We start from the raw sequence: 20,172 nt of genomic DNA, 5'->3' as shown, positions 1-20,172 counted from the left end.
CTTAAAAATTAATATTTAGACCTAACAAATAGGTTCTTGGAGTTGGATAAAAACCATAGTCAATTCCACCACCAATAGGAGCGCCATTTGATGCTCCAGGATCAAAACCTCTATATTTTGTAAAAGTGTACAAGTTGTTTACTCCTGCATACAATCTTAACTTGGTAATGCCTGCTTTTTCGGTATATCTGGAATTAAGTGAGTATCCCAATTGAACGTTTTGAATTCTTACATAAGAAGCATCCTCAACAAAGTAGTCAGAGAAAACATTATTTGCCGTAGCTCCTGTGGTAACTCTAGGAGTCATATTACTTGATCCTTCTCCTGTCCATCTATCCAAAACATAATTCAAACGGTTAGCATCAGAAAGTGTTCTTTCATAATTTCGCACCATATCATTTCCTACAGAAGCAAATGTGAATACTGCAAGATCTAAATTTTTATAATTCATCTGCAAATTGAATCCCATCGTCGCTTTTGGAATCGGATTTCCTAAATTAGTTCTGTCTTTTGTATCGATAATATTGTCTCCATTTACATCCACATAACGCATATCTCCTGGAGCTGCATTAGCACCTAATCCTAACTGAGATGGATGTGCATTAATTTCTGCTTGATTTTGGAAAATACCATCCGTTTTATATCCATAAAAATAACCAATAGGAAGACCTACTTCCATTCTTGATGGAGCGGGTTGACCAACACCAAAAACTCCCCCTTCTATAAATCCGGTCCCGTTATTAACTTCCAATACCTTATTTTCTAAAAAAGTAACATTATAGCCTGCACTCATAGAAAAATTATCTGAGAACGAATTTTTATAATCTATAGAAAATTCAATCCCTGAGTTTTTTACAGTTCCAGCATTCACTGTAGGTGCACTAGCTCCAGGAGCGTAATTACCCGTAATTCCTGAAACCGGTATATTTGGAATCAATAAATCCTTTCTTGTATCTGTAAAGTAATCCGTAACAATCGATACTTTATTATTAAATAATTTTAGGTCTAAACCAAGATCAAATTTTTGCGCTTCTTCCCATTTCAAATTTGGATTCGGAATTTGCCCACTTGCAGTACCGTTAATTAATGTCCCATCAAAAACATAAGTTGCTTCACCAGAAAGTTGAGAAACATATCCATTATTAGGTATTTGATCGTTTCCTAAAGTTCCGTAGCTTCCTCTTAATTTCATGAAGTTCACTAGTTTTCCATCGCCATAAAATCCTTCATCAGAAATTATCCAACCAGCAGTAAAAGAGGGAAAATAACCCACTTTATTACCTGGTCCAAATTTTGTGGAAGCATCACGTCGTAGCATTGCTGACAAAAGATATTTCCCCTTGTAATCATATTGCATTCTACCAAAATAAGAAAGTCTTCTTTCGTCATAGTTATAAGAACTATTCGTTTTAGCTTCCAAAAACCCAGTAGTTAGTGAGATGTCCGCGTAATCCCAAGAGTTATTCGGTACATCATACCCCGTAGCAAACAAACCATTTCCCCATTCTTTGTAGATTGTATTACCAATGGTAGCTACAAAATTATGATCCTCCGCTATTGTTTTAGTATATGTACCAAAAACATCAAAAGAGTAATTATTATCATTTATAGCATTTTGAGCAACAGTACTTCGTTGTACGTCAAAAACTTTTCCACCATAATTGATTTGTTTGTCAAAAATTTTCGATTTACTATTTGAAGTGTTGAAACCCATAGAACTGGATAATAGAAACCCATCAAAAAGTTTATAATCCAAACCAAAATTTCCGTTTAATTTCTTGAAATTATAATCATTATACGTATTAGCAAGTTGAGCTAAAGGATTGATTATTTCATTCCCTAATCCTGTTGTACCTGGTACTAATGTAAAATCACCATTCGCGTTATAAGGAGTTAGCGTAGATGGAGTGTTTAAAGCATTAAACAAAACAGAACCCAATCCGTTTTCATTCAATGATTTTCTGTTGAAATAGGTATAAATTACGTTTGTTTTTAATTTCAATTTATCGGAAAGGTCAACTCCCAACGACACTCTGGCTGTATTCCTTAAAAACCCTGACTTGTTACCGCCAATAATACCTTCTTGATCTAAATGAGATCCACTTACTGCATACGTCACTTTATCTGAACCTCCAGAAATTGATATATCGTGATTGATAATTGGAACACCTTTGTTAAAAACCTCGTTTTGCCAATTTGTCCCTTTACCAAGTCCGCTTGCATTAGTGAAAGGAAGAGGATTCCCTCCATTTGCATAGCTTTCATTTAGTAAAAGTGCATATTCTGTAGCATTCAACAAATCGAGTGTCTTTGTTGTTTCCTGAAAACCAGTGTAAGAATTAAAACTGATTTTGGGTTTTGAATTCTTCTTACCCGTTTTAGTGGTTATCAAAATGACCCCGTTAGCACCAATGGTACCGTAGATTGCTGCTTGTGCATCTTTTAAAACAGTAATAGTTTCAATATCATTTGGATTTAACAATCCCAGTTCTCCCACATATCCATCTATAATAGTAGTTGGTCCGTTTTGCCCGTTGGTTGCAATACCCCTGATACGAATATCAAGTGCTGCACCTGGTGCTCCTGAAGTTGTCGTCACATTGACACCAGAAACAGTTCCTTGCAAGGCTTGTTCTACCTTAACAGGCTTTAAAATTTCCAATGTTTTACTATCCACAACAGATACCGCACCGGTTACTTCTCGTCTTTTTTGACTACCGTAACCAATAACAACAACTTCGTCCAAACTTTTTGCATCACCAACCAATGAAACTGTAATACGAGAATCATTGCCCGTCACTTTGTATTCGAAATTTTTGTACCCTATATATGTAAATACAAGTGTCGAACCTGACGCAATTCCTTTTAAAGAAAACTTACCGTCAAAATCTGTTGCAGTTCCTTTTGTGGAATTTTTAATTTGAATATTTACACCTGGTATAGGTAAACCAGACTCTTTTTCATTTACGACCCCTCCAATATCAAAACTCTGGGCGAAACCAAAAGTGGAGAGAAATAGAAAAATAATTAATAGATAATTCGACTTCATAATTTATGTTTTTTGTGAAGTATAAAAATAGAATGAAAACTAAATGATTTGTTAAAAAAAACCGCTATATAAAATATACACTTTAAAAAAACCACTGTTTTTTATCGATTTTAAATAAAACACAGGCTTTTACTGAGGAATTAAGGGTGAGATATTTCACTGTATACTAAGATGAAACGCTAACGACAACGTTAATGTTGTGGTAATGTATGGTTATTACATTAAAATTACTTGTCAACTATACAGTTCAATGAATAGCGAAATCGATATAAAAGTTAAAATCTATTGAACTACTTAAAAAAATGTAACTATTATTCATAAGAAAAAGGAGTTCCTGTAATTAGTAATGGGACGGTTAAATTGAAATTAACTAGCTTATTTAAATCAATTTATAGTAAATTGGTAAAAAATAAGAAGCGTACCGCCAACATAAAAAGTAAGTATAAGTTAACGTTACATCAATTATTTTTACATCTTACATTTAGTCTTGTAGTAAGCCTTAGTTTCTATACCAGACAAAAAACGAACTGTTAAATACTAATAGACTAAAAAAACTGCATTTATAAAAAAATAAGATCGGTGTAAAATACACCGACCTTATAACAATTGATTTTAATACCGAAACGAATTGGATTAAAAATAAATTCCCTTTGTACAACATTTGTATTCTGGGCAAAAAAGCATCGATCTACTATTGTTTACCTGTTCCAACCTCATCACAATTGGTATTTAAAACGAACTTGTCTCAGGATAAGCTTCTTGTCCTTGAAAGCTAAAATCAGTTGTTGACGTTACCTGCCGATTTCATGCAGTTAGTATTTCAAAAACCTCATGATCTGCAGGTTGAATAATTCTTGGCTCCTGCCCTCAACGCATCCTAACTTTTATATTTCCTTTTGGTGCCCATACCATCATTATCAATATTCTTCCCTTTGATAATTTATCTATCGGTCCCTCAAGGATTTGTCCTGAATTAATTCCTGCACAAAAAGCTGAGCTCGAAGGTTTGCCCCATTTTATCACTCTTAAAAAAGTATTTATTGCTACTTTTGGATTAGAAATATTAGCCACAATTGCATCTTCTAAAAGATTGAAATAATTAATTCCATTTTCAAAATTAAATAATGCTATCCCAGCGCCTGTAACACCTCCACCATCCCTTTTTAGAAAAGAGATACATTGTCAAGATTCAATTCGCCAATGGCCGCACCTGAATCAAATAATACACGTGCATCAGTCGCCCCAAAACCAGCGGCTAATAATGTAAGTGTATAGGTCGTGCGCGTAGTTGTAATATTTACCGTTTCTACTGTATTAGAAAAATCTCCACCACTTAAACCAATCCCTACAATAATAGTCTTTGCTCGATCAGACCAAGCATCAAAATTTAAGGTATGAGTCGAGCCTTATTTTATTTGTAGCTTTTGACTAACATTTACATCAAATGAGTTTCCAGCAGCAGTAACATTAACTGAATAAAAAGTATTGCCGCCTTTTGTTCTAACGGGAGCAGGATCAGTACCAACTCCAATAATCCATGAATTACTACCGTTTTCAAAATCACCATTGGTTAATAAACCATCATCAAAAGTACTTCCTGAACCTCCTCCGCCTGAGCCCGTACCATACAATCTAAAATCATCAATATAAAATACACCTGATGTGTTTGAGTCCCTATTAAAGAAAAGCACAATTTTATTGTATTTATTACTCTCAACTGCCCCAAAGTCAATGGTTAATTCCTCCCAAGCATTAGCAATCGTCGTAGCAACTGTTTTTTCTGTAGAACCAGTTCGTTCAAGTTTCACTGTAACTTTAGTATTTATAGCGGCTGACCTTATTTTTATTTTAAAACCAGATTTCGTGTTGAAATCTAATTTATTAGAAAAATTAAATTGATTATTTGCATACCGAAAATCTGGGCTTCCAGTAATCTTTCCAACTTGGCAAGACTTGTTTACAACATTGCCAATGTCGGGATTTTCAGCTCGAACTTTAACGGCGCCATCGTCAACAATGGTCGAAGTAGTTTGCTCTGATTGAAACGTTACATTAAAGTCTGTCACATTTAAAGACTGAGCTGTTTCTAGAGTACATACTATCTTACAAGCGACTATTGTAATCTCGCTTTCATAGGTATCTGAGGCTCCAGACTCATTTTTTGCTTCTAAAATTATAGTGTAGGTACCTGCTGCAAAAGTTTTAACAGGATTAATTTCCGTGGAATTTTCTCCATCGCCAAAGTCCCATTCATACGTTCTTGAATTATCTGATATATTTATAAATGATATTGTGCCAGTATCAGGATTCATAGTACAGGTAAATGCCGTAACAACCTCAGGATAAACAGTATAGTCATTTGTACATCCATAAAAGGATATTGTTAAGACTAAAATTGAAATTTGCTTAACTATATTCATTATTAGTTTCATGATTTTATTATTTTGATTAGTTGCTACTGTTTTTGTAAACTCTTACGTAATCGATAAGCATAGTTTGAGGAAACATAGTTTGATTATGGATATAAACCAAAAAGTCACCCTCATATCCCCAATGGTAATGTCCCTTCCGATAGAAACCTCTCAAATCAAAATCTTTGGCATACCAAGTATAGCTGGCATTATATATTTGTACTCGATTGATATCATTCACTACTAAATCACCTTCAACCTTACTTACAGTTCGAGAACGCCCTCGATTTTCATAGAAAACCTCATCAATGGGATTTTCGGCTGCGTGTTCTATGTTATTAAAATTAATATTGGCGACCATCGAAGAATCAGGTCTGCTCTCTACGCCAATCTAATACGACTGCATATGATCAAAGCCTAATTTATTTGGATAGACTACCTTCTCTGGATTCGCTGTTTTTGGTGTTGTAATTGAGCTTCCTCCTGTATTGTAAGTAGTAAACTCAGCTTTCACGTTACTGAGACTAGTTTTTTCACTGAAAATAAACCCTAAAGCTGCTTTATCTCCACGTGCTCTTAGTACGGCATCTACTAGGTTGCTATTTGAGAAAGCATTAGCAAAAGATTCTAGGGTCGTTCCTAGAGCATAAGCATTAAAATTATGTGCTTCTTTTAATGCATAGTAAGAAGCACGTGGGTACAAATCATGAAGTCCGCGAGAGTTTGTCGCACCCTTGGCACAGATACCAAACCACTCCTCATTCCTATTATTTTCAGTACCTTTTTGATCTAGCGAATAACCTCCGTTTGACCAGGAGGCATTAGTGTCATCAATATCTAGATTTTTTGTCTGGCTATATTTCCACCATCCATCACTAAATTGAAACGTAAACTCTCCAATTGAGTTTCCAGCCTCTCCTAAAACAGCTGCACTCTCATAAATCTCTTTCCAGTTAGCAACATCATAATAGGCTTGAGATTTTTGATCCTCGGAGTTACTTAAGGCATTGAATGCGTCTGCGCCAAACTCAATGAACATAATAGGTTTATTTAATTCGTCTTTAACCCTTTTAAATGCATCGCCAAAAGATGCTCCACGATAAACGTTTGGCCCCCATATACCTATATCAGAGCATTGTTCTTTAATGATGTCTAAAAATTGTAAATCGCCATTACAAATAGCCATGGGGTGCCTTTTATCAATTTTCTTCATCTCCACAATAGCGTCACTAAAAAGCGTCTACCTGCTATGCGCTCTAATTGTTGATTATTGATCTTCAAAAGGTATATCTTCCGTTGCGGCACCATCCCAAAAAAGACCGTAATTGTTCCCATTCTCTAACATAAATAATAATAATCCTGAAGTGCTTTTATAATCTTCAACCATAGCCATGGCTGCCGCTAACAACAGTTTTCTCGTATCTGCATCAGAATATTCGGTAATAGGTACCCAAGTGTTTTTTAGGGTAAGACCATACCTCCCAAACGTGGGATTAAGCAGGATATAAATACCATAATTTTCATAGATGTAACTAATCCATTTTGAGGGGATACCAACATATTGCCTGATCGTGTTTACGCTCATATTTTTCAATAAACTCATTTCTTTATCAAGAGCTGCTTAAATGACATTATCAGATTGATTCCACAAACTGTATGAATAATTTGTACCAATGGGATAATAATCCCAGTTCATACCGTTGATCATAAAATTCTTTCCATCGACCACTAATTTTATGCCTTCATCATTACTTACTACCGACACGTTATTAGACTGTGAAAACGCAGTTGCCATAAAATAAAAAAAATATTAATCTTAGAATAATGTTTTTCATATTTATGTTTATTTTACTATTGATTCTTTAAAAAAAATAGATCCCGTTGTTTTAATAAAGGCTGCTTGAAATGAAGCAATCTTTTATACTCATATCGAAATTATATTTTATATCGATGTACGATGCAAAAGGTAGACGACAAGATCAAAATGAAATCCACTGATACAATTTTAATAATAATGATTTGAGAATCAATTAATAGTATAAATACACAAAAAAAGAATGGTAGGTCGATTTGATAATTCATGTTTTTTGTGAATTGTAAAATAGGAAGAAAACTTGATGAAAGGTTAACAAAAATCTGTAAAAAAGCATAAAATTGTAAAAAGCACGAATTTACGGACGAATAAAAAGTGTATTATTTGCAAACAATAAGAAGTTAACAAACAGTAAATTTGAATGTTGCGGTTTTAACTCATTATAGATATGTTTACTAAAATTACTATATAGTCAGAATATACTCCACAAGACCTTGTTCATGAGACAACTCCATTTTCTTTCTCAAACGGTATCTTTTTATTTCTACACTACGTACAGAAATATTCAATAAAGGGGCGACTTCTTTAGAAGAAAGGTTCAGTCTGAGATAAGCGCAAAGTCTAAGATCATTTGGTGTTAACGAAGGATGAGTTAATTTTATTTTTTTTAAGAAATCTTTGTCAGCACTGTCAAAAGCTTCTTTAAAAACATTCCAAGTGTCATCCTTAGAAATGTTTTTATTTATAGTTGATATAACAGATTTTATACTCCTACTTTCATTTTCATCGTTCTTTTTCAAATCTTCTTTTATATATGCCAGTAATTCATTCTTACTATTTAAGCTCATCGTAGAAACCGCTAACTCCCTGCTTTTAGAATCTACGTCCTGAGAAAGCTGTTCATTTCTAATGCGCATAAGTTGTTGCTCATTCTCCAATTCCTTTATCTCTAATAAAAGATTATTTTCCTCAATCAACTTTTCCTTCTGTTTGTGATAATAATTTTTGTATGACTTATTAATACGGTACACTACAACAAGAATAAAAATAAGATAAATAAAAACGGCAATGTTAGTGCTATACCATGGTTTAAGAATTATAAACGAATATATAGCCGTATTGTCCAAAGTTGAATTTGCAAATTTGGCTTTTACCTTAAAAGTATACTCCCCTGGTGCCAAATTTTTAAAACTCACTGTAGACTTTGCACTCCATTCACTCCATTCCTCTTGAAATCCCTCCAATAAATATTGGTACTCGACATTTATATATTTATTATACTCCGGTACGGTATAACTGAAGCTAATATTATTATCATCATAATTAAAGCTTCCGTTTTCTTTGATAGACTGGCTGACAGAAGTTTCATTCAGTTTATTTGTAGCGATGTTAGCCATAAGAACGGTATGGCTTTTAAAACTCAGATCATTAATATTCATAATATAATAACCGTCTGTCGTCCCTATAAGATAGTCTGAGTTTGATAACTGTGAGATATTTTCATAACCTAACATAGAGTTAGTTAACGACGCAGGAATCGAAATTACATTTTGTTTTAGCTCATTACTTAACTTGCTCAAGGAAAAGTAATGAATATAATTCTTTGAAAACAACCAAATTTTAGTGGAATTATCTACAATCAATTTTCCAGATGTATATTCGTCTTTTTCAAAAACCGAGCTTAATAAAGTGTCTTTTTCAAATTGCTTCGTTTTATCATTCAACTTGAAAACACCTTTTTTGTAGGCATAATAAATTTTATTATTAAATTTTACCAAACTCGCGTTTTTTCCCTTTTTAGGAGATTCGTAAGACTTGAAAGAATTTACTTTTAGCAATTTACTGTCTAATTGTAATCTAAAAACTCCTTTATATTCATGACTGACATATATTTCATTATTGTTTCCGATTTCAAAATATTTTGATGAATAGTCAAAACCTGAAATTTTATTTCTAAAAACCCATTCATTATTAAATTTTACTAATACTGAAATACCATAGTAATTTCCTTGAAGCAAAACCTCTTTTTTATGGGGCATCGTTTCAAACTTCCATGTTCCGGAATAAGGAAATATATTTTTTGCGGTACCTTCACCTATAATGAAGGTTCCAGAGTCATGACCGCAAAATAAAGTTCCGTCATATTCAAATAAAGACCAAACTTGACCCTTAGTACCAGCTATTAATTTAAAAACCTCGTTGCTTTGATATTTTTTATAAAACAATCCCTGATTCGTTCCAATATATAAACTGCCCTTATGCAATTTAGAACTATAAACCGTTCCCAACACTCCCGTATTGTCAACAAAGTTATGAATCGGAGAACGGAGATTGATACAGTTTATCCCGTTGTCTAGTCCAACCCACAGATTTTTGTCTACATCTTCAAACAAACAGAGCGCCGTATTATTACTCAACCCTCGATTCTGTGAAATATGATATTTCATTTTACCGCTGCTGTCGATAATGAAAACTCCATTAGATACCGTTCCAATAGCAAAATTACCATCCGAAAGCAATTGACTGCTGTAAACACTACTTGCTAACAGTTGGGAATCTGCTTCAGTTGAAAATTTAGATAAATCACTTCCGATGAGGGTATAAAATCCATTTAATTGCGTCTGAATCAAAAGCCCCTCATTGATTGAAAAAATATTGATTATCCTATTATTTTTCAAAATAGGATTGTCAGACACTAACCTACCTTTACCTCTTTCTATTTCAAAAAGCTCCCCGGCAATGGTTTGAAAATAAATAGAATTGTTTGTTCTAAAAGATTTATTTATGCCAGTCACAGGCGCTATAATTTTAAAACTACCTGCTTTGGTATCATATATATAGATTCTATTCAACGATTGAAAAACTACCCATTGATCAAAATTTAATATGTTCCAAAACTGTTCGTCATCAAGAATTTTATTTTTTATAGTTTGGCTTAGGGAAGTGTAATTAAGTTGCCCATCTGATTTTCTTGTCCAATAACCAAATTCCATGTAACTGCCCGTATAAATTTTACCCTCAATTACTTTAACAGAACGAATAATTGTTTCGTTAGGAGATGGGTATAACTTCCAATTAGAACCATTGTATTCCAAGAGACCCTCATTGTTAGCAAAAAATAAATAATGATTCTGATCCTGAGCAATCATCCAATTTTGATTCCCTGCGCCATAATGATTCGGAGCATATTTTACAATTGGTGGCAACTCTTGCGCAAAAACAAAAGAAGATACTAGAAAGAGTAGGACATATGTTATTGTTTTCAATGAATTGGGATTTTATTACATTTCAAAAATAAAACTATTAATAGTATTTACCACTAGAAAAAATTATTTTAAAGTATCCGCTGCAGATGATTATTAACTGCAAACCAAAACTAATTTAAAATACTTTAATTAGCTAAAATTTAGTGACTTGTTCAGTCCCAGTTCTCTGTTCAAAATTGATTACTTTTGTGCAAATACATTTTTTTTTATTGCAAGTTGACTTTTCCAAAATAGATCCAAAGAAAAATATAATTATTAAAGGAGCAGAGGTACACAATTTAAAAAATGTGGATGTTGTTATTCCACGTAACAAATTGGTTGTAATTACGGGTCTTTCCGGATCTGGAAAATCAAGTTTAGCATTTGATACTCTGTATGCCGAAGGACAGCGCCGGTATGTAGAAAGTTTATCTTCTTATGCCAGACAATTCCTTGGAAGATTAGACAAGCCAAAAGTAGAATACATTAAAGGGATTGCACCCGCTATTGCGATTGAGCAAAAAGTAAATACGACGAACGCTCGTTCTACAGTAGGAACTTCTACTGAGATTTATGATTATATGAAATTGCTATTCGCCAGAATTGGAAGAACGTTCTCCCCAGTTTCCGGCCGAGAAGTAAAAAAAAATACCGTTACCGATGTGGTCACTGATGTCGAAAGTTTTGATTTAGACAGTAAATGGTTGCTTCTTGCACCAATTCACCTCGAGGAAGGGAGAAAACTAGAGGATAAACTTAAAGCATTACTGCAGCAAGGGTTTGCTCGAATTTTGGTTGATAATGAAATGATTCGTTTAGACGAAATTGATCAGCATTCGCTTGACAAGAAAGATATAATGCTGATTATTGATCGAATTGTAGTAAAAGCCGAAGAAGAATTCTATAATCGTCTTGCAGATGCGGTACAAACGGCTTTCTATGAAGGGAAAGGCATCTGTCATCTACAAGAATTAAAAACGGATAAGAAATTTTCGTATTCGAATAATTTTGAACTAGACGGTATAACATTTTTAGAACCAAATGTGCACTTGTTTAGTTTCAATAATCCTTACGGTGCTTGTCCCCTATGTGAAGGGTATGGAAATATTATAGGTATTGATGCAGAACTTGTTGTTCCAAATACCACTTTATCCGTATATGAGAACGCTGTCTTCCCTTGGAGAGGTGACAGTATGAGTTGGTTCCGTGATGAATTAGTAAACAACGCTTACAAATTTGATTTCCCAATTCACAAACCCTATTATGAATTGACTGAGGAGCAAAAAGAGCTGATATGGACGGGAAATAAATATTTTCAAGGTCTTAATGATTTTTTCAAAGAATTAGAAGCTAAAAATTATAAAATACAAAATAGGGTCATGCTTTCCCGTTACCGCGGTAAAACTAAATGCCATTCTTGCAAAGGAAAGCGTTTGCGCATTGAAGCCTCTTATGTTAAAATTAATTCTAAGACTGTTTCTGACCTAGTAGATCTGCCGATTAAGCATTTAGTTTCCTTTTTTGAAGGAGTCGAATTAGATGAATATGAAAAACAAATTGCAAAACGTTTGCTATTGGAAATCAACAACAGATTATCCTTTTTAACCGAAGTTGGTTTAGATTACCTAACCTTAAACCGAAACTCTTCCACACTTTCCGGCGGAGAGTCACAGCGTATCAACTTAGCTACTTCACTAGGAAGTAGTTTGGTGGGTTCGATGTATATTTTAGATGAACCAAGTATAGGGTTACACCCAAAAGATACAGAACGATTAATAAAAGTCTTATTATCACTTCGCGATCTAGGTAACACTGTACTAGTTGTTGAACACGATGAAGACATCATGAAAGCTGCCGACATGATCATCGATATCGGTCCAGAAGCCGGCTCCTTCGGTGGAGAATTAGTTGCTCAAGGCACCTTTGACGAAATTATAAATTCAACGTCACTCACTGCAAAGTATCTCAATGGCGATTTGGAAATATCAGTACCTAAAAAACGCAGAACGTCTAAAAATTTTATTGAAATTAAAGGAGCAAGAGAAAATAACTTACAAAATATTGATGTTACCTTTCCTTTAGATGTACTAACAGTAATTACAGGTGTTTCTGGAAGCGGGAAAAGCACACTGATCAAGAAAATATTATTTCCTGCGATGCAGAAGAAATTAGATAATGCAGGTGAAAAAGCAGGGCAATTTAGTGAGATGACAGGCTCCTTTTCCCATTTAAGGCACATTGAGTATGTAGATCAAAATCCAATCGGTAGGAGCTCTCGTTCAAATCCTGTGACTTATATCAAGGCTTACGATGACATTAGAGAATTATATTCGAAAGAGAAACTGTCTAAAATAAGAGGCTATCTGCCAAAACACTTTTCTTTCAATGTGGATGCTGGACGCTGTGAAACCTGCAAAGGAGAAGGTTCCATCAATGTAGAAATGGTCTTCATGGCCGATGTTCAATTGCCTTGCGAAACATGTAATGGCAAACGATTCAAAAAAGAAGTACTCGAAGTTACCTTTGCTGGGAAAAACATCCATGATATATTAACAATGACAATCGATGATGCTGTCGCCTTTTTTGAAACTAACGAACAACATAAAATTACACAGAAACTAAAACCATTGCAAGATGTTGGATTGGGGTATGTTCAATTGGGTCAATCTTCTTCTACGTTATCCGGTGGTGAAGCCCAAAGAATAAAACTAGCTTCTTTTTTAGTAAAAGGAGCGACAAAAGAAAAAGCATTATTTGTATTTGATGAGCCTACAACAGGATTGCATTTCCATGACATAAAGAAACTCTTAGCCTCTTTTGAAGCTCTAATAGAAAAGGGACACTCTATACTGGTTATCGAACACAATTTAGACCTTATAAAATGTGCAGACTGGGTTATTGATTTAGGACCTGAAGGTGGAGAAAACGGAGGACAGTTACTAGCTGTGGGAACACCTGAGCAAATTGTAAAAAACAAAAAATCTATTACTGGACACTATTTGAAAGACAAACTGTAAGCCGAAAATTATAGAAAAAAAATAGCCTAGGATAAATCGTAGCTATTTTTTTATTTGAAACAGTACATTAACCGTAACATTTATCTTCAAATGCATTTCCATCTTCATCAATGGCAATTAGTATTCTTTTGTCCCTCGAAGAAATAAAGCTTCTATACAACCAGGGAATCGACCATAAACCTAATGTAATACAAGAAAAAATAAAATTAACATTGTGATTTACTTTTATTCCTTTTTTTGATAACACAGCAAAAGGTAATTTATCATTTCTCTCTTCTATTACAAAACCCTTATCCATTTTTTCCTGTAAGATTTGTGAGAACTTAATTAAATCCTCCTCTCTATTTAATGCTTGGTTCTTCATAATAATCACATCATTTTACGCCAAAATTGTTTTGATTTGCACAATGATGACAAGACAAAATTAACAACTTACTACGTGTAACACAATACCCACTTTTAGTGATTAACACTTGTTCAACGCTTTAAGCGCCTCTGTAACAAATCTAGACTATTTTAACTTCTTCACTAACGAATCAATAAAGTCATTAATTTCAATCGAAATAACAAATTTATAATTAATATAGACATAAGCCATAGTTAACAGAATGGATTTCAATCCGATGGCAACGACAGGAATAAAAGGAAATTCCCAAAAATAAAACAATAAAAATAAAACAAACGTGAGCCCCATGGAATATAAGGTTTGCTTCGTAAAAGGATACAAATGCATCCGTTTTACAACAAAGAGTAACTTAGCTAAGCTGTATAAAGTAATAGACAGTAAAGTGGCAAAGGCTGATCCTATAATTCCGAACGTAGGGATAAAAACAAGATTTAGAGTGATGGTTAAAAAAACTAACATAAGTCCTAAAAACAATACCATCTTGTAATATTTTGAATTAAAAATAATAGCATTATTATTCCCTAAAATCAAATCAAAATACTTGGATAATCCTATCATAAAAACAACAGTAATACCACCAGCATAGACTGGAGGCATCAATTCATAGACTTTATTAATATTGACAAATATGCCTAACATCACGTAACCTCCAACTATTTGCAAATTTATAGATGTTTTTTTATATAAATCATTCAACTTTTCTTGTTGATTCTCATGCATTAGTTTTGCCGTAATGGGATAGACAATTTGGTGCATAGCGCGACTAGGAACTGATATCACCAATGCTATATAGGTCGCTACTGAATAGTAAGCGATGTTTTTTAATTCCATAAACTGCCCTAATATAATTTTATCTCCATCCAGTAATAAATTTGCAACACTACCAGATAAAATTATATAAAAACTATAAACTAAAATATCTTTTATATTAGCAGGTAAGCTAAATTGAAAGTGCGGTTTTTTAATCTTAAAAGCGTAGAACATGGTGACTAAAAAGGCAAAAAAATATATTCCGGCTGTGACATATATAAATTGTATAACTGTTATAAAATTTAAATAAACTGCTATAAGTGCAAAGAGAGAAAACACACGCAATCCAACTTCTTTCACAAAATTTCCGAAAATAGAATGCATATGAACCCTTGCCCAAGCATAAAATATTTCGAAATAAGCCATGCAAAAACCTGTAAAAGGAATGAGCCACAGATAACTAATAGCAAGCTCATTTTTCTTAGGTATCAGAGCTGCAATATCATCAAAGAAAAATAATGCTATTAGTAGTAAAGGAATACATAAAACTAACGGTACTAAAACAGTAAATGACAGAAATCGATTTTGCTCCTCCTCGTTAGTGCATTGCGAAAAGAATTTTACTAAAGTATTTTGCATACCGATAGCGAATAAAGGCATCATTAGATTTGCCCCAGAAAGAATATAATTAGTTAAACCATAATACGTATCTCCTAAAATAATTGGAAAAAAGAAAATGGTATTTATACCTCCAATACCAAAACCGATATAGGTAATTATTGTATTTTTTAATGACTGATTTAATACTATTCCCATTCGGAGATTAGAAGTTAGGTGTTAGATTTTGAGGGCTTACTTTATTAAATTAACTAATTCTTTAGTTAGATTTTTTCTTGAATACTGTTGTAACCCTACTCCATTTGCTTGCAATTTACCTTGCAAAAATTGAGTATAAAAATCCAAAATTACACTTTTTAACTTCACTTTCTCTGAATAGTTGAAAAACACTCCTGTATTAGTGGCTGTTATGATTTCCGCAAAATCAGAATTCCTGGGCCCTATTGCAATGATAGGTCGGTTAGACACCAGATACTCAAATAATTTACCGGGAATAATACTTTTAGTATCCTCCGAATCAATTTCAATTAATAGCAAAACTTGGGACTTGCGTTGATGAGCAATCGCTTCTCCATGCGAAACATATCCCAGATTATTCAAATAAGAATCCAATCCAAATTGTGAAATGGTTTCTAGTACTTCCTGACTTACCGCCCCTATTAATTTTATCTCCAAATGCAATTTGAAATCTGGAACTTCAGTGATTAACTCCGCTAAACTCTCCCATAAAATCATAGGATTACGCTCAGAAAGAAAAGAACCTATATGCGCCAAACTGAATTTTAAGTCTAATGACTGCGCTTCTGGTTTCTCGACATCATACCCATTTGTTATTACCGCAATAGGCTTAATTGTAATCGCTTCAAACTCTCTTTTTGTGGTCTTACTGGTAACTATTATAGTATCTGCCGCATTTAAAACTTTACGCTCTAACAACTTATGCTTCAGAGTGGCGTAATTTGATAATCGAAGCGATTTATGATACCCAATGGTAGTCCATGGATCCCTGAAATCAGCAAACCATTTTAAATCTAACCTCTGCTTTAATTTCAGTCCGATCAGATGTAAACTATGTGGTGGTCCCGAGGTAATAATCGTATCAATATTATTTTCCAAAATATATTTTTCTAAATAAGAAACAGAGGGTTTTACCCATAAAAACCGGGCATCAGGAATAAATAAATTACCCCGTATTAAAAGAAAAAGTTTGTCCATGAAGGACTGTTTTTTCTGATTTGGGATAATTCCGGAACTTATTTTCTTTGTTTTATTTTTCGAAAAAAAAGAAGCCAATTGATAGGGTTCAAAAATTTTATGCTTAATTACAATTGCCTTATCTGAAACTTCTTTTATTAAATTTTCATCAATAATGGGATACGTAGGGTTTTCTGGGACATAAACAATCGGCTGAATTCCAAAATCAGGTAAATATTTTGCAAATTTAAGCCAACGTTGAACACCTGGTCCTCCTGCCGGTGGCCAATAATAAGTTATAATTAATATTTTTTTGTTTTCCAAGTTTAAGATTTAGTCGAAATTAATTTAAAATCAGCAAAAAATAAAATACTGTTTTTATACAATCCTCTTGAAATAAAAAACAAAGCTGGAATCGAAGGCAATAGAAGTACAATATTAAATTTTTCAGGTTTAATTAAATATGCAGCCAATAAACCCCCAATAATTACTCCAAAAAGAAACAACCAAAACGCTATCTGCTGCAACGATCTTAATCTTACTAATTCTTTCATATATATTTTTACAATGATTACGATTTATAATTATCGCTTTTCAATAATCAAATAAATCGTATTTTTTAATTTTTATTTGATTTTTCCAATTCCTCGATATCCAAAATATCTTTTGGTCTGTTTGTTGCTTTTTTGGCAATAATCAAATTATCGTAATCAATAAAATAAAAAGGAGTTTTTTTAATCATTAAGACAGTGGCGCCATTTAAAAGCGAATCAAATGACTTATCTTCCAATCCTTTAACGACGGTCATAATATCCAATCGCAAACCCTAACTCAATGTAAAATCTGTCCAACCAGGAATAAATTACATCGTTTCAATTGTTTCAAAATCTCCTAAATCAATCGACTTTAATACCTTTCTTAAATTAATTCGATTCTCAAGAGTGTCTTCTAAATAAATATCAATATCTCCTGTGTTGCGATTATAACCATAAATATTTACGGCAAAACCTCCTATAGTTATATATCTAACTTTATTTTAAAAAAACTATTCCAAATGGCCAATAGTTGCTCATTCATTATTTTTTAGATTGTATTTTTTGTGCTGTTTTAAGCATATAAGAAACCTCTAAATGCGCCATTAAACGTTCTAATCTTTCGAGATAAGAAAGTGATTTAATTTCAACAATTCTTTTAGCTTCTAACTCCTTTGGAGTCCCACAATTAAGCACCGCCTTTTTCATTATTGCTTTTTTTAAATTACAACAAATATACTAAATGAATGTTGAATTATAAGATTAAAGAGATTGACTAAAGCTCTTTAATTAAACCTCGTTACTCAACATTCTTAAAACTTTTCTTTATTTCATAATAGATCCCACCTCCTAAAAGCAATAACATTCCCAGAGCACTAATTAAGGTGATCGTACTTCCCGTTTTTATGACTTGTGGCTCAAACTTGAATTCAATCGTATGTTCTCCTCCCGGTACGATCAAAGCTCTCAATACATAATCAACAGGAAAATGTTCTGTCTTTACATCATCAATGTAGGCATTCCATCCATTTTCATAATAGATCTCAGAGAAAACAGCTAATCCTTCGTTTTCATTATTAGAAGTATATTTTATATAATTGGGCTTATAAAGATCTATTTTAATCGTTCCTGATGTATCTAAATTTCTTTTTAAACGGGCATTTTTAAATTTATCTCCATACAGATGAACATTAAAAATTGCTGCTTTCTTAGTATCCAGTTCATCCAGCAATTTCATTTCACTATTGGACTTATTCACTAATTTGACATCATTGACAAACCAAGCATTCCCGTTAGCATTAGGATTAATCGTAGGAAATTCTTTCCCTTCTTTGTTGGTTTGGATAATGTATTTAACATTTAACATGTTTAGAATTTCCATGTTGTTCTTAGCAATCTGATAGTCAAATAACTGCTGTACTTTTCTTGGTTTGGCCGCATGATATCCCCCAATAGATTTATGAAAATAAGAGGCTCTAGCGCTTGAAAAATTACCACTCACTTCAAAAACACGGTAGTGCGATGTATCCTTCAGAATCTCAATATCTGAAGCTGTTTCCTGAAAAGGAACTTCAACTTCTCTCCCACTGACAAAATCTTTTGCTGAAACATAGTTTTTATCAACAAAAAATAAATCGGAAACCATAAATAATCCCACCAAAATTATAGCGGTATTTTGGGCTATTTTATTTTTTATAAATAACCAAAGAACTCCGGCTACAAGAAGTATGAAAAATCCGGAACGCAACAAATCTGCGCTATATAAACTCATTCGGTCCCCTTTCAGCGCATCAACAAATCCAGGACCGTAACTTTCGCGATAATACCCATCATTGACACCTGAAAAGCTAAACATATTTTTGCTTAAAAACAAGATTACTACAAGCCCTAAAGCTACTGCTCCGGCGCGCCAAAGTGCTTTCCATTGCATTTCTTTATCCAATTTAAAAAACGACTGTAACCCCATAATTGCCAAAACTGGGAAACACAATTCTAAAATTACCTGTATCGAAGAAACCGCTCTAAACTTATTGTACATCGGTACATAGTCGATAAAGAAATCGGTCAATGCAGGGAAGTTTTTACCCCACGAAAGGATTAAAGCGGTAATGGCGCCAGAAAGAAAAACGTATTTTATTTTTCGCTCGTCAATAAATAAGGCAACAATTGCTAAAAAGAAAACCACGACCCCGATATAAGCCGGTGCTGCGACTATTGGTTGGTCTCCCCAATAAGTGGGCATGCCCTTTACGTAATCGGCTGCCTGGCCTTCAGGGACTCCCTGACCTAGCATGAACTCATACATTTTACTGTCTTTACCAAGTGATTCATGGTTTGAACCGCCAAAAAGTCTTGGTGCAATGAGATTGAAACTTTCTGCCAGTCCATAACTATATTCGGTAATGTAATCCTTAGTCAACGCGCTTGAAGAAGTGTTTTTTGAACCATCAGGATTAAAACTTAATTCGCTTTTTCCCCTAGTACTAAAACTGGCATACTCTGCCGTGGCTAATAGATTTGTTGCATTGGCACCAATAGCAAATATCCCAGCGATTACCAGAACCCCAAGCGAATTTAAAAGTGGTTTATAAGATTTTTCCTTAATATCTAAATAAATAAAATAACCCGATAATATCAGCAAGAAAATCAATAAATAGTAGGTCATTTGGAAGTGATTGGCATTAATTTCTAATGCTGTCGCAAACATAGTCAGTAAACCTCCCAAAACATATTTTTTCCTAAAAACCAATATAAATCCAGCAATCACAAGTGGCATATAGGCTATTGCATGCGCTTTGGAATTGTGCCCAACACCAAGTATAATGATCAAATAAGTAGAAAAACCAAAGGCTAAAGCACCAAAAAAGGCTTTTAACGGATCTGTTTTTAAAACTAATAATAAGCCATAAAATCCCAAGAAGTATAAAAATAAATAATCAGCCGGACGAGGTAGAAAACGCAGCGCGTCATCAATTACTCCGATATAGTCATAGGGATACTTCGCTCCCAATTGATACGTAGGCATCCCTCCAAAAGCGCTGTTTGTCCAATAGGGCTCTGCATTTTCAGCCGCTCTAAAGTCATTTTGCTCTTTAGCCATTCCAGTGTATTGAGCAATATCAGATTGGTAAATTTG

At 33.6% G+C, this 20,172-nt stretch carries 16 protein-coding genes; 1 reads left to right on the top strand and 15 read right to left on the bottom strand.

Annotation, left to right across the window (positions count from 1 at the left end; translation table 11 throughout):
* Window position 1: 1 nt before the first annotated feature.
* The 8 genes from A3SG_RS0103725 to A3SG_RS0103690 form a co-directional block, all read right to left on the bottom strand.
* Window positions 2-3,049, bottom strand: a complete 3,048-nt coding sequence (locus tag A3SG_RS0103725) for a SusC/RagA family TonB-linked outer membrane protein (protein ID WP_016988666.1) — start codon at window positions 3,047-3,049, stop codon at window positions 2-4.
* Window positions 3,050-3,916: 867 nt separating this feature from the next.
* Window positions 3,917-4,120: a hypothetical protein gene (locus A3SG_RS0103720; protein WP_016988665.1), complete on the bottom strand. Its 204-nt coding sequence runs from the start codon at window positions 4,118-4,120 to the stop codon at window positions 3,917-3,919.
* Between the two features lie 335 nt (window positions 4,121-4,455).
* Window positions 4,456-5,481, bottom strand: coding sequence for a PKD domain-containing protein (locus A3SG_RS0103715; RefSeq protein WP_016988664.1), 1,026 nt, complete (start codon window positions 5,479-5,481; stop codon window positions 4,456-4,458).
* Window positions 5,482-5,497: 16 nt separating this feature from the next.
* Window positions 5,498-5,821 (bottom strand): hypothetical protein, encoded by a 324-nt coding sequence (locus A3SG_RS20675; protein WP_016988663.1) that lies wholly within the window; start codon window positions 5,819-5,821, stop codon window positions 5,498-5,500.
* Window positions 5,822-5,851: 30 nt separating this feature from the next.
* Complete coding sequence (locus A3SG_RS21825; protein ID WP_198008496.1) at window positions 5,852-6,646, bottom strand: hypothetical protein; 795 nt, start codon at window positions 6,644-6,646, stop codon at window positions 5,852-5,854.
* An 81-nt stretch (window positions 6,647-6,727) separates the two neighbouring features.
* The gene (locus tag A3SG_RS21820; protein WP_016988661.1) at window positions 6,728-7,063 is read right to left on the bottom strand and encodes a hypothetical protein; all 336 of its coding nucleotides are present in this window, start codon (window positions 7,061-7,063) and stop codon (window positions 6,728-6,730) included.
* Between the two features lie 18 nt (window positions 7,064-7,081).
* Window positions 7,082-7,255 (bottom strand): hypothetical protein, encoded by a 174-nt coding sequence (locus A3SG_RS21815; protein ID WP_016988660.1) that lies wholly within the window; start codon window positions 7,253-7,255, stop codon window positions 7,082-7,084.
* Window positions 7,256-7,737: 482 nt separating this feature from the next.
* Window positions 7,738-10,539 (bottom strand): triple tyrosine motif-containing protein, encoded by a 2,802-nt coding sequence (locus A3SG_RS0103690; protein ID WP_016988659.1) that lies wholly within the window; start codon window positions 10,537-10,539, stop codon window positions 7,738-7,740.
* A gap of 209 nt (window positions 10,540-10,748) precedes the next feature.
* Between A3SG_RS0103690 and uvrA the strand changes: the two genes are divergently transcribed.
* A complete protein-coding gene (uvrA, locus tag A3SG_RS0103685; protein WP_016988658.1) occupies window positions 10,749-13,535 on the top strand; it encodes an excinuclease ABC subunit UvrA in 2,787 nt (928 codons plus the stop codon).
* Between the two features lie 67 nt (window positions 13,536-13,602).
* Here the strand turns inward: uvrA and A3SG_RS0103680 are convergent, their stop codons facing one another.
* From A3SG_RS0103680 to A3SG_RS0103650, 7 genes are all read right to left on the bottom strand, one after another.
* Entirely contained in the window at window positions 13,603-13,899 is a 297-nt protein-coding gene (locus A3SG_RS0103680) for a hypothetical protein (RefSeq protein ID WP_016988657.1), read from the bottom strand.
* A gap of 147 nt (window positions 13,900-14,046) precedes the next feature.
* Window positions 14,047-15,507, bottom strand: a complete 1,461-nt coding sequence (locus tag A3SG_RS0103675; RefSeq protein WP_016988656.1) for a lipopolysaccharide biosynthesis protein — start codon at window positions 15,505-15,507, stop codon at window positions 14,047-14,049.
* A 36-nt stretch (window positions 15,508-15,543) separates the two neighbouring features.
* On the bottom strand, window positions 15,544-16,827 hold the full coding sequence (locus tag A3SG_RS0103670; protein WP_016988655.1) for a glycosyltransferase family 4 protein: 1,284 nt from the start codon (window positions 16,825-16,827) through the stop codon (window positions 15,544-15,546).
* 2 nt (window positions 16,828-16,829) lie between these two features.
* Window positions 16,830-17,057, bottom strand: coding sequence for a hypothetical protein (locus tag A3SG_RS0103665; RefSeq protein WP_016988654.1), 228 nt, complete (start codon window positions 17,055-17,057; stop codon window positions 16,830-16,832).
* A gap of 65 nt (window positions 17,058-17,122) precedes the next feature.
* Window positions 17,123-17,311 (bottom strand): hypothetical protein, encoded by a 189-nt coding sequence (locus tag A3SG_RS22185; RefSeq protein WP_016988653.1) that lies wholly within the window; start codon window positions 17,309-17,311, stop codon window positions 17,123-17,125.
* 268 nt (window positions 17,312-17,579) lie between these two features.
* Window positions 17,580-17,744: a hypothetical protein gene (locus A3SG_RS21810; RefSeq protein WP_016988652.1), complete on the bottom strand. Its 165-nt coding sequence runs from the start codon at window positions 17,742-17,744 to the stop codon at window positions 17,580-17,582.
* A 91-nt stretch (window positions 17,745-17,835) separates the two neighbouring features.
* Window positions 17,836-20,172, bottom strand: a 2,337-nt coding sequence (locus A3SG_RS0103650) for a YfhO family protein (protein ID WP_016988651.1), incomplete at its 5' end; no start/stop codon positions are given.

Source organism: Flavobacterium sp. ACAM 123 (assembly GCF_000264055.1).
Lineage (GTDB): Bacteria > Bacteroidota > Bacteroidia > Flavobacteriales > Flavobacteriaceae > Flavobacterium.
The sequence above is the reverse complement of the archived record's forward strand: the minus strand, read 5'-3'. Positions and strand labels throughout refer to the sequence as shown.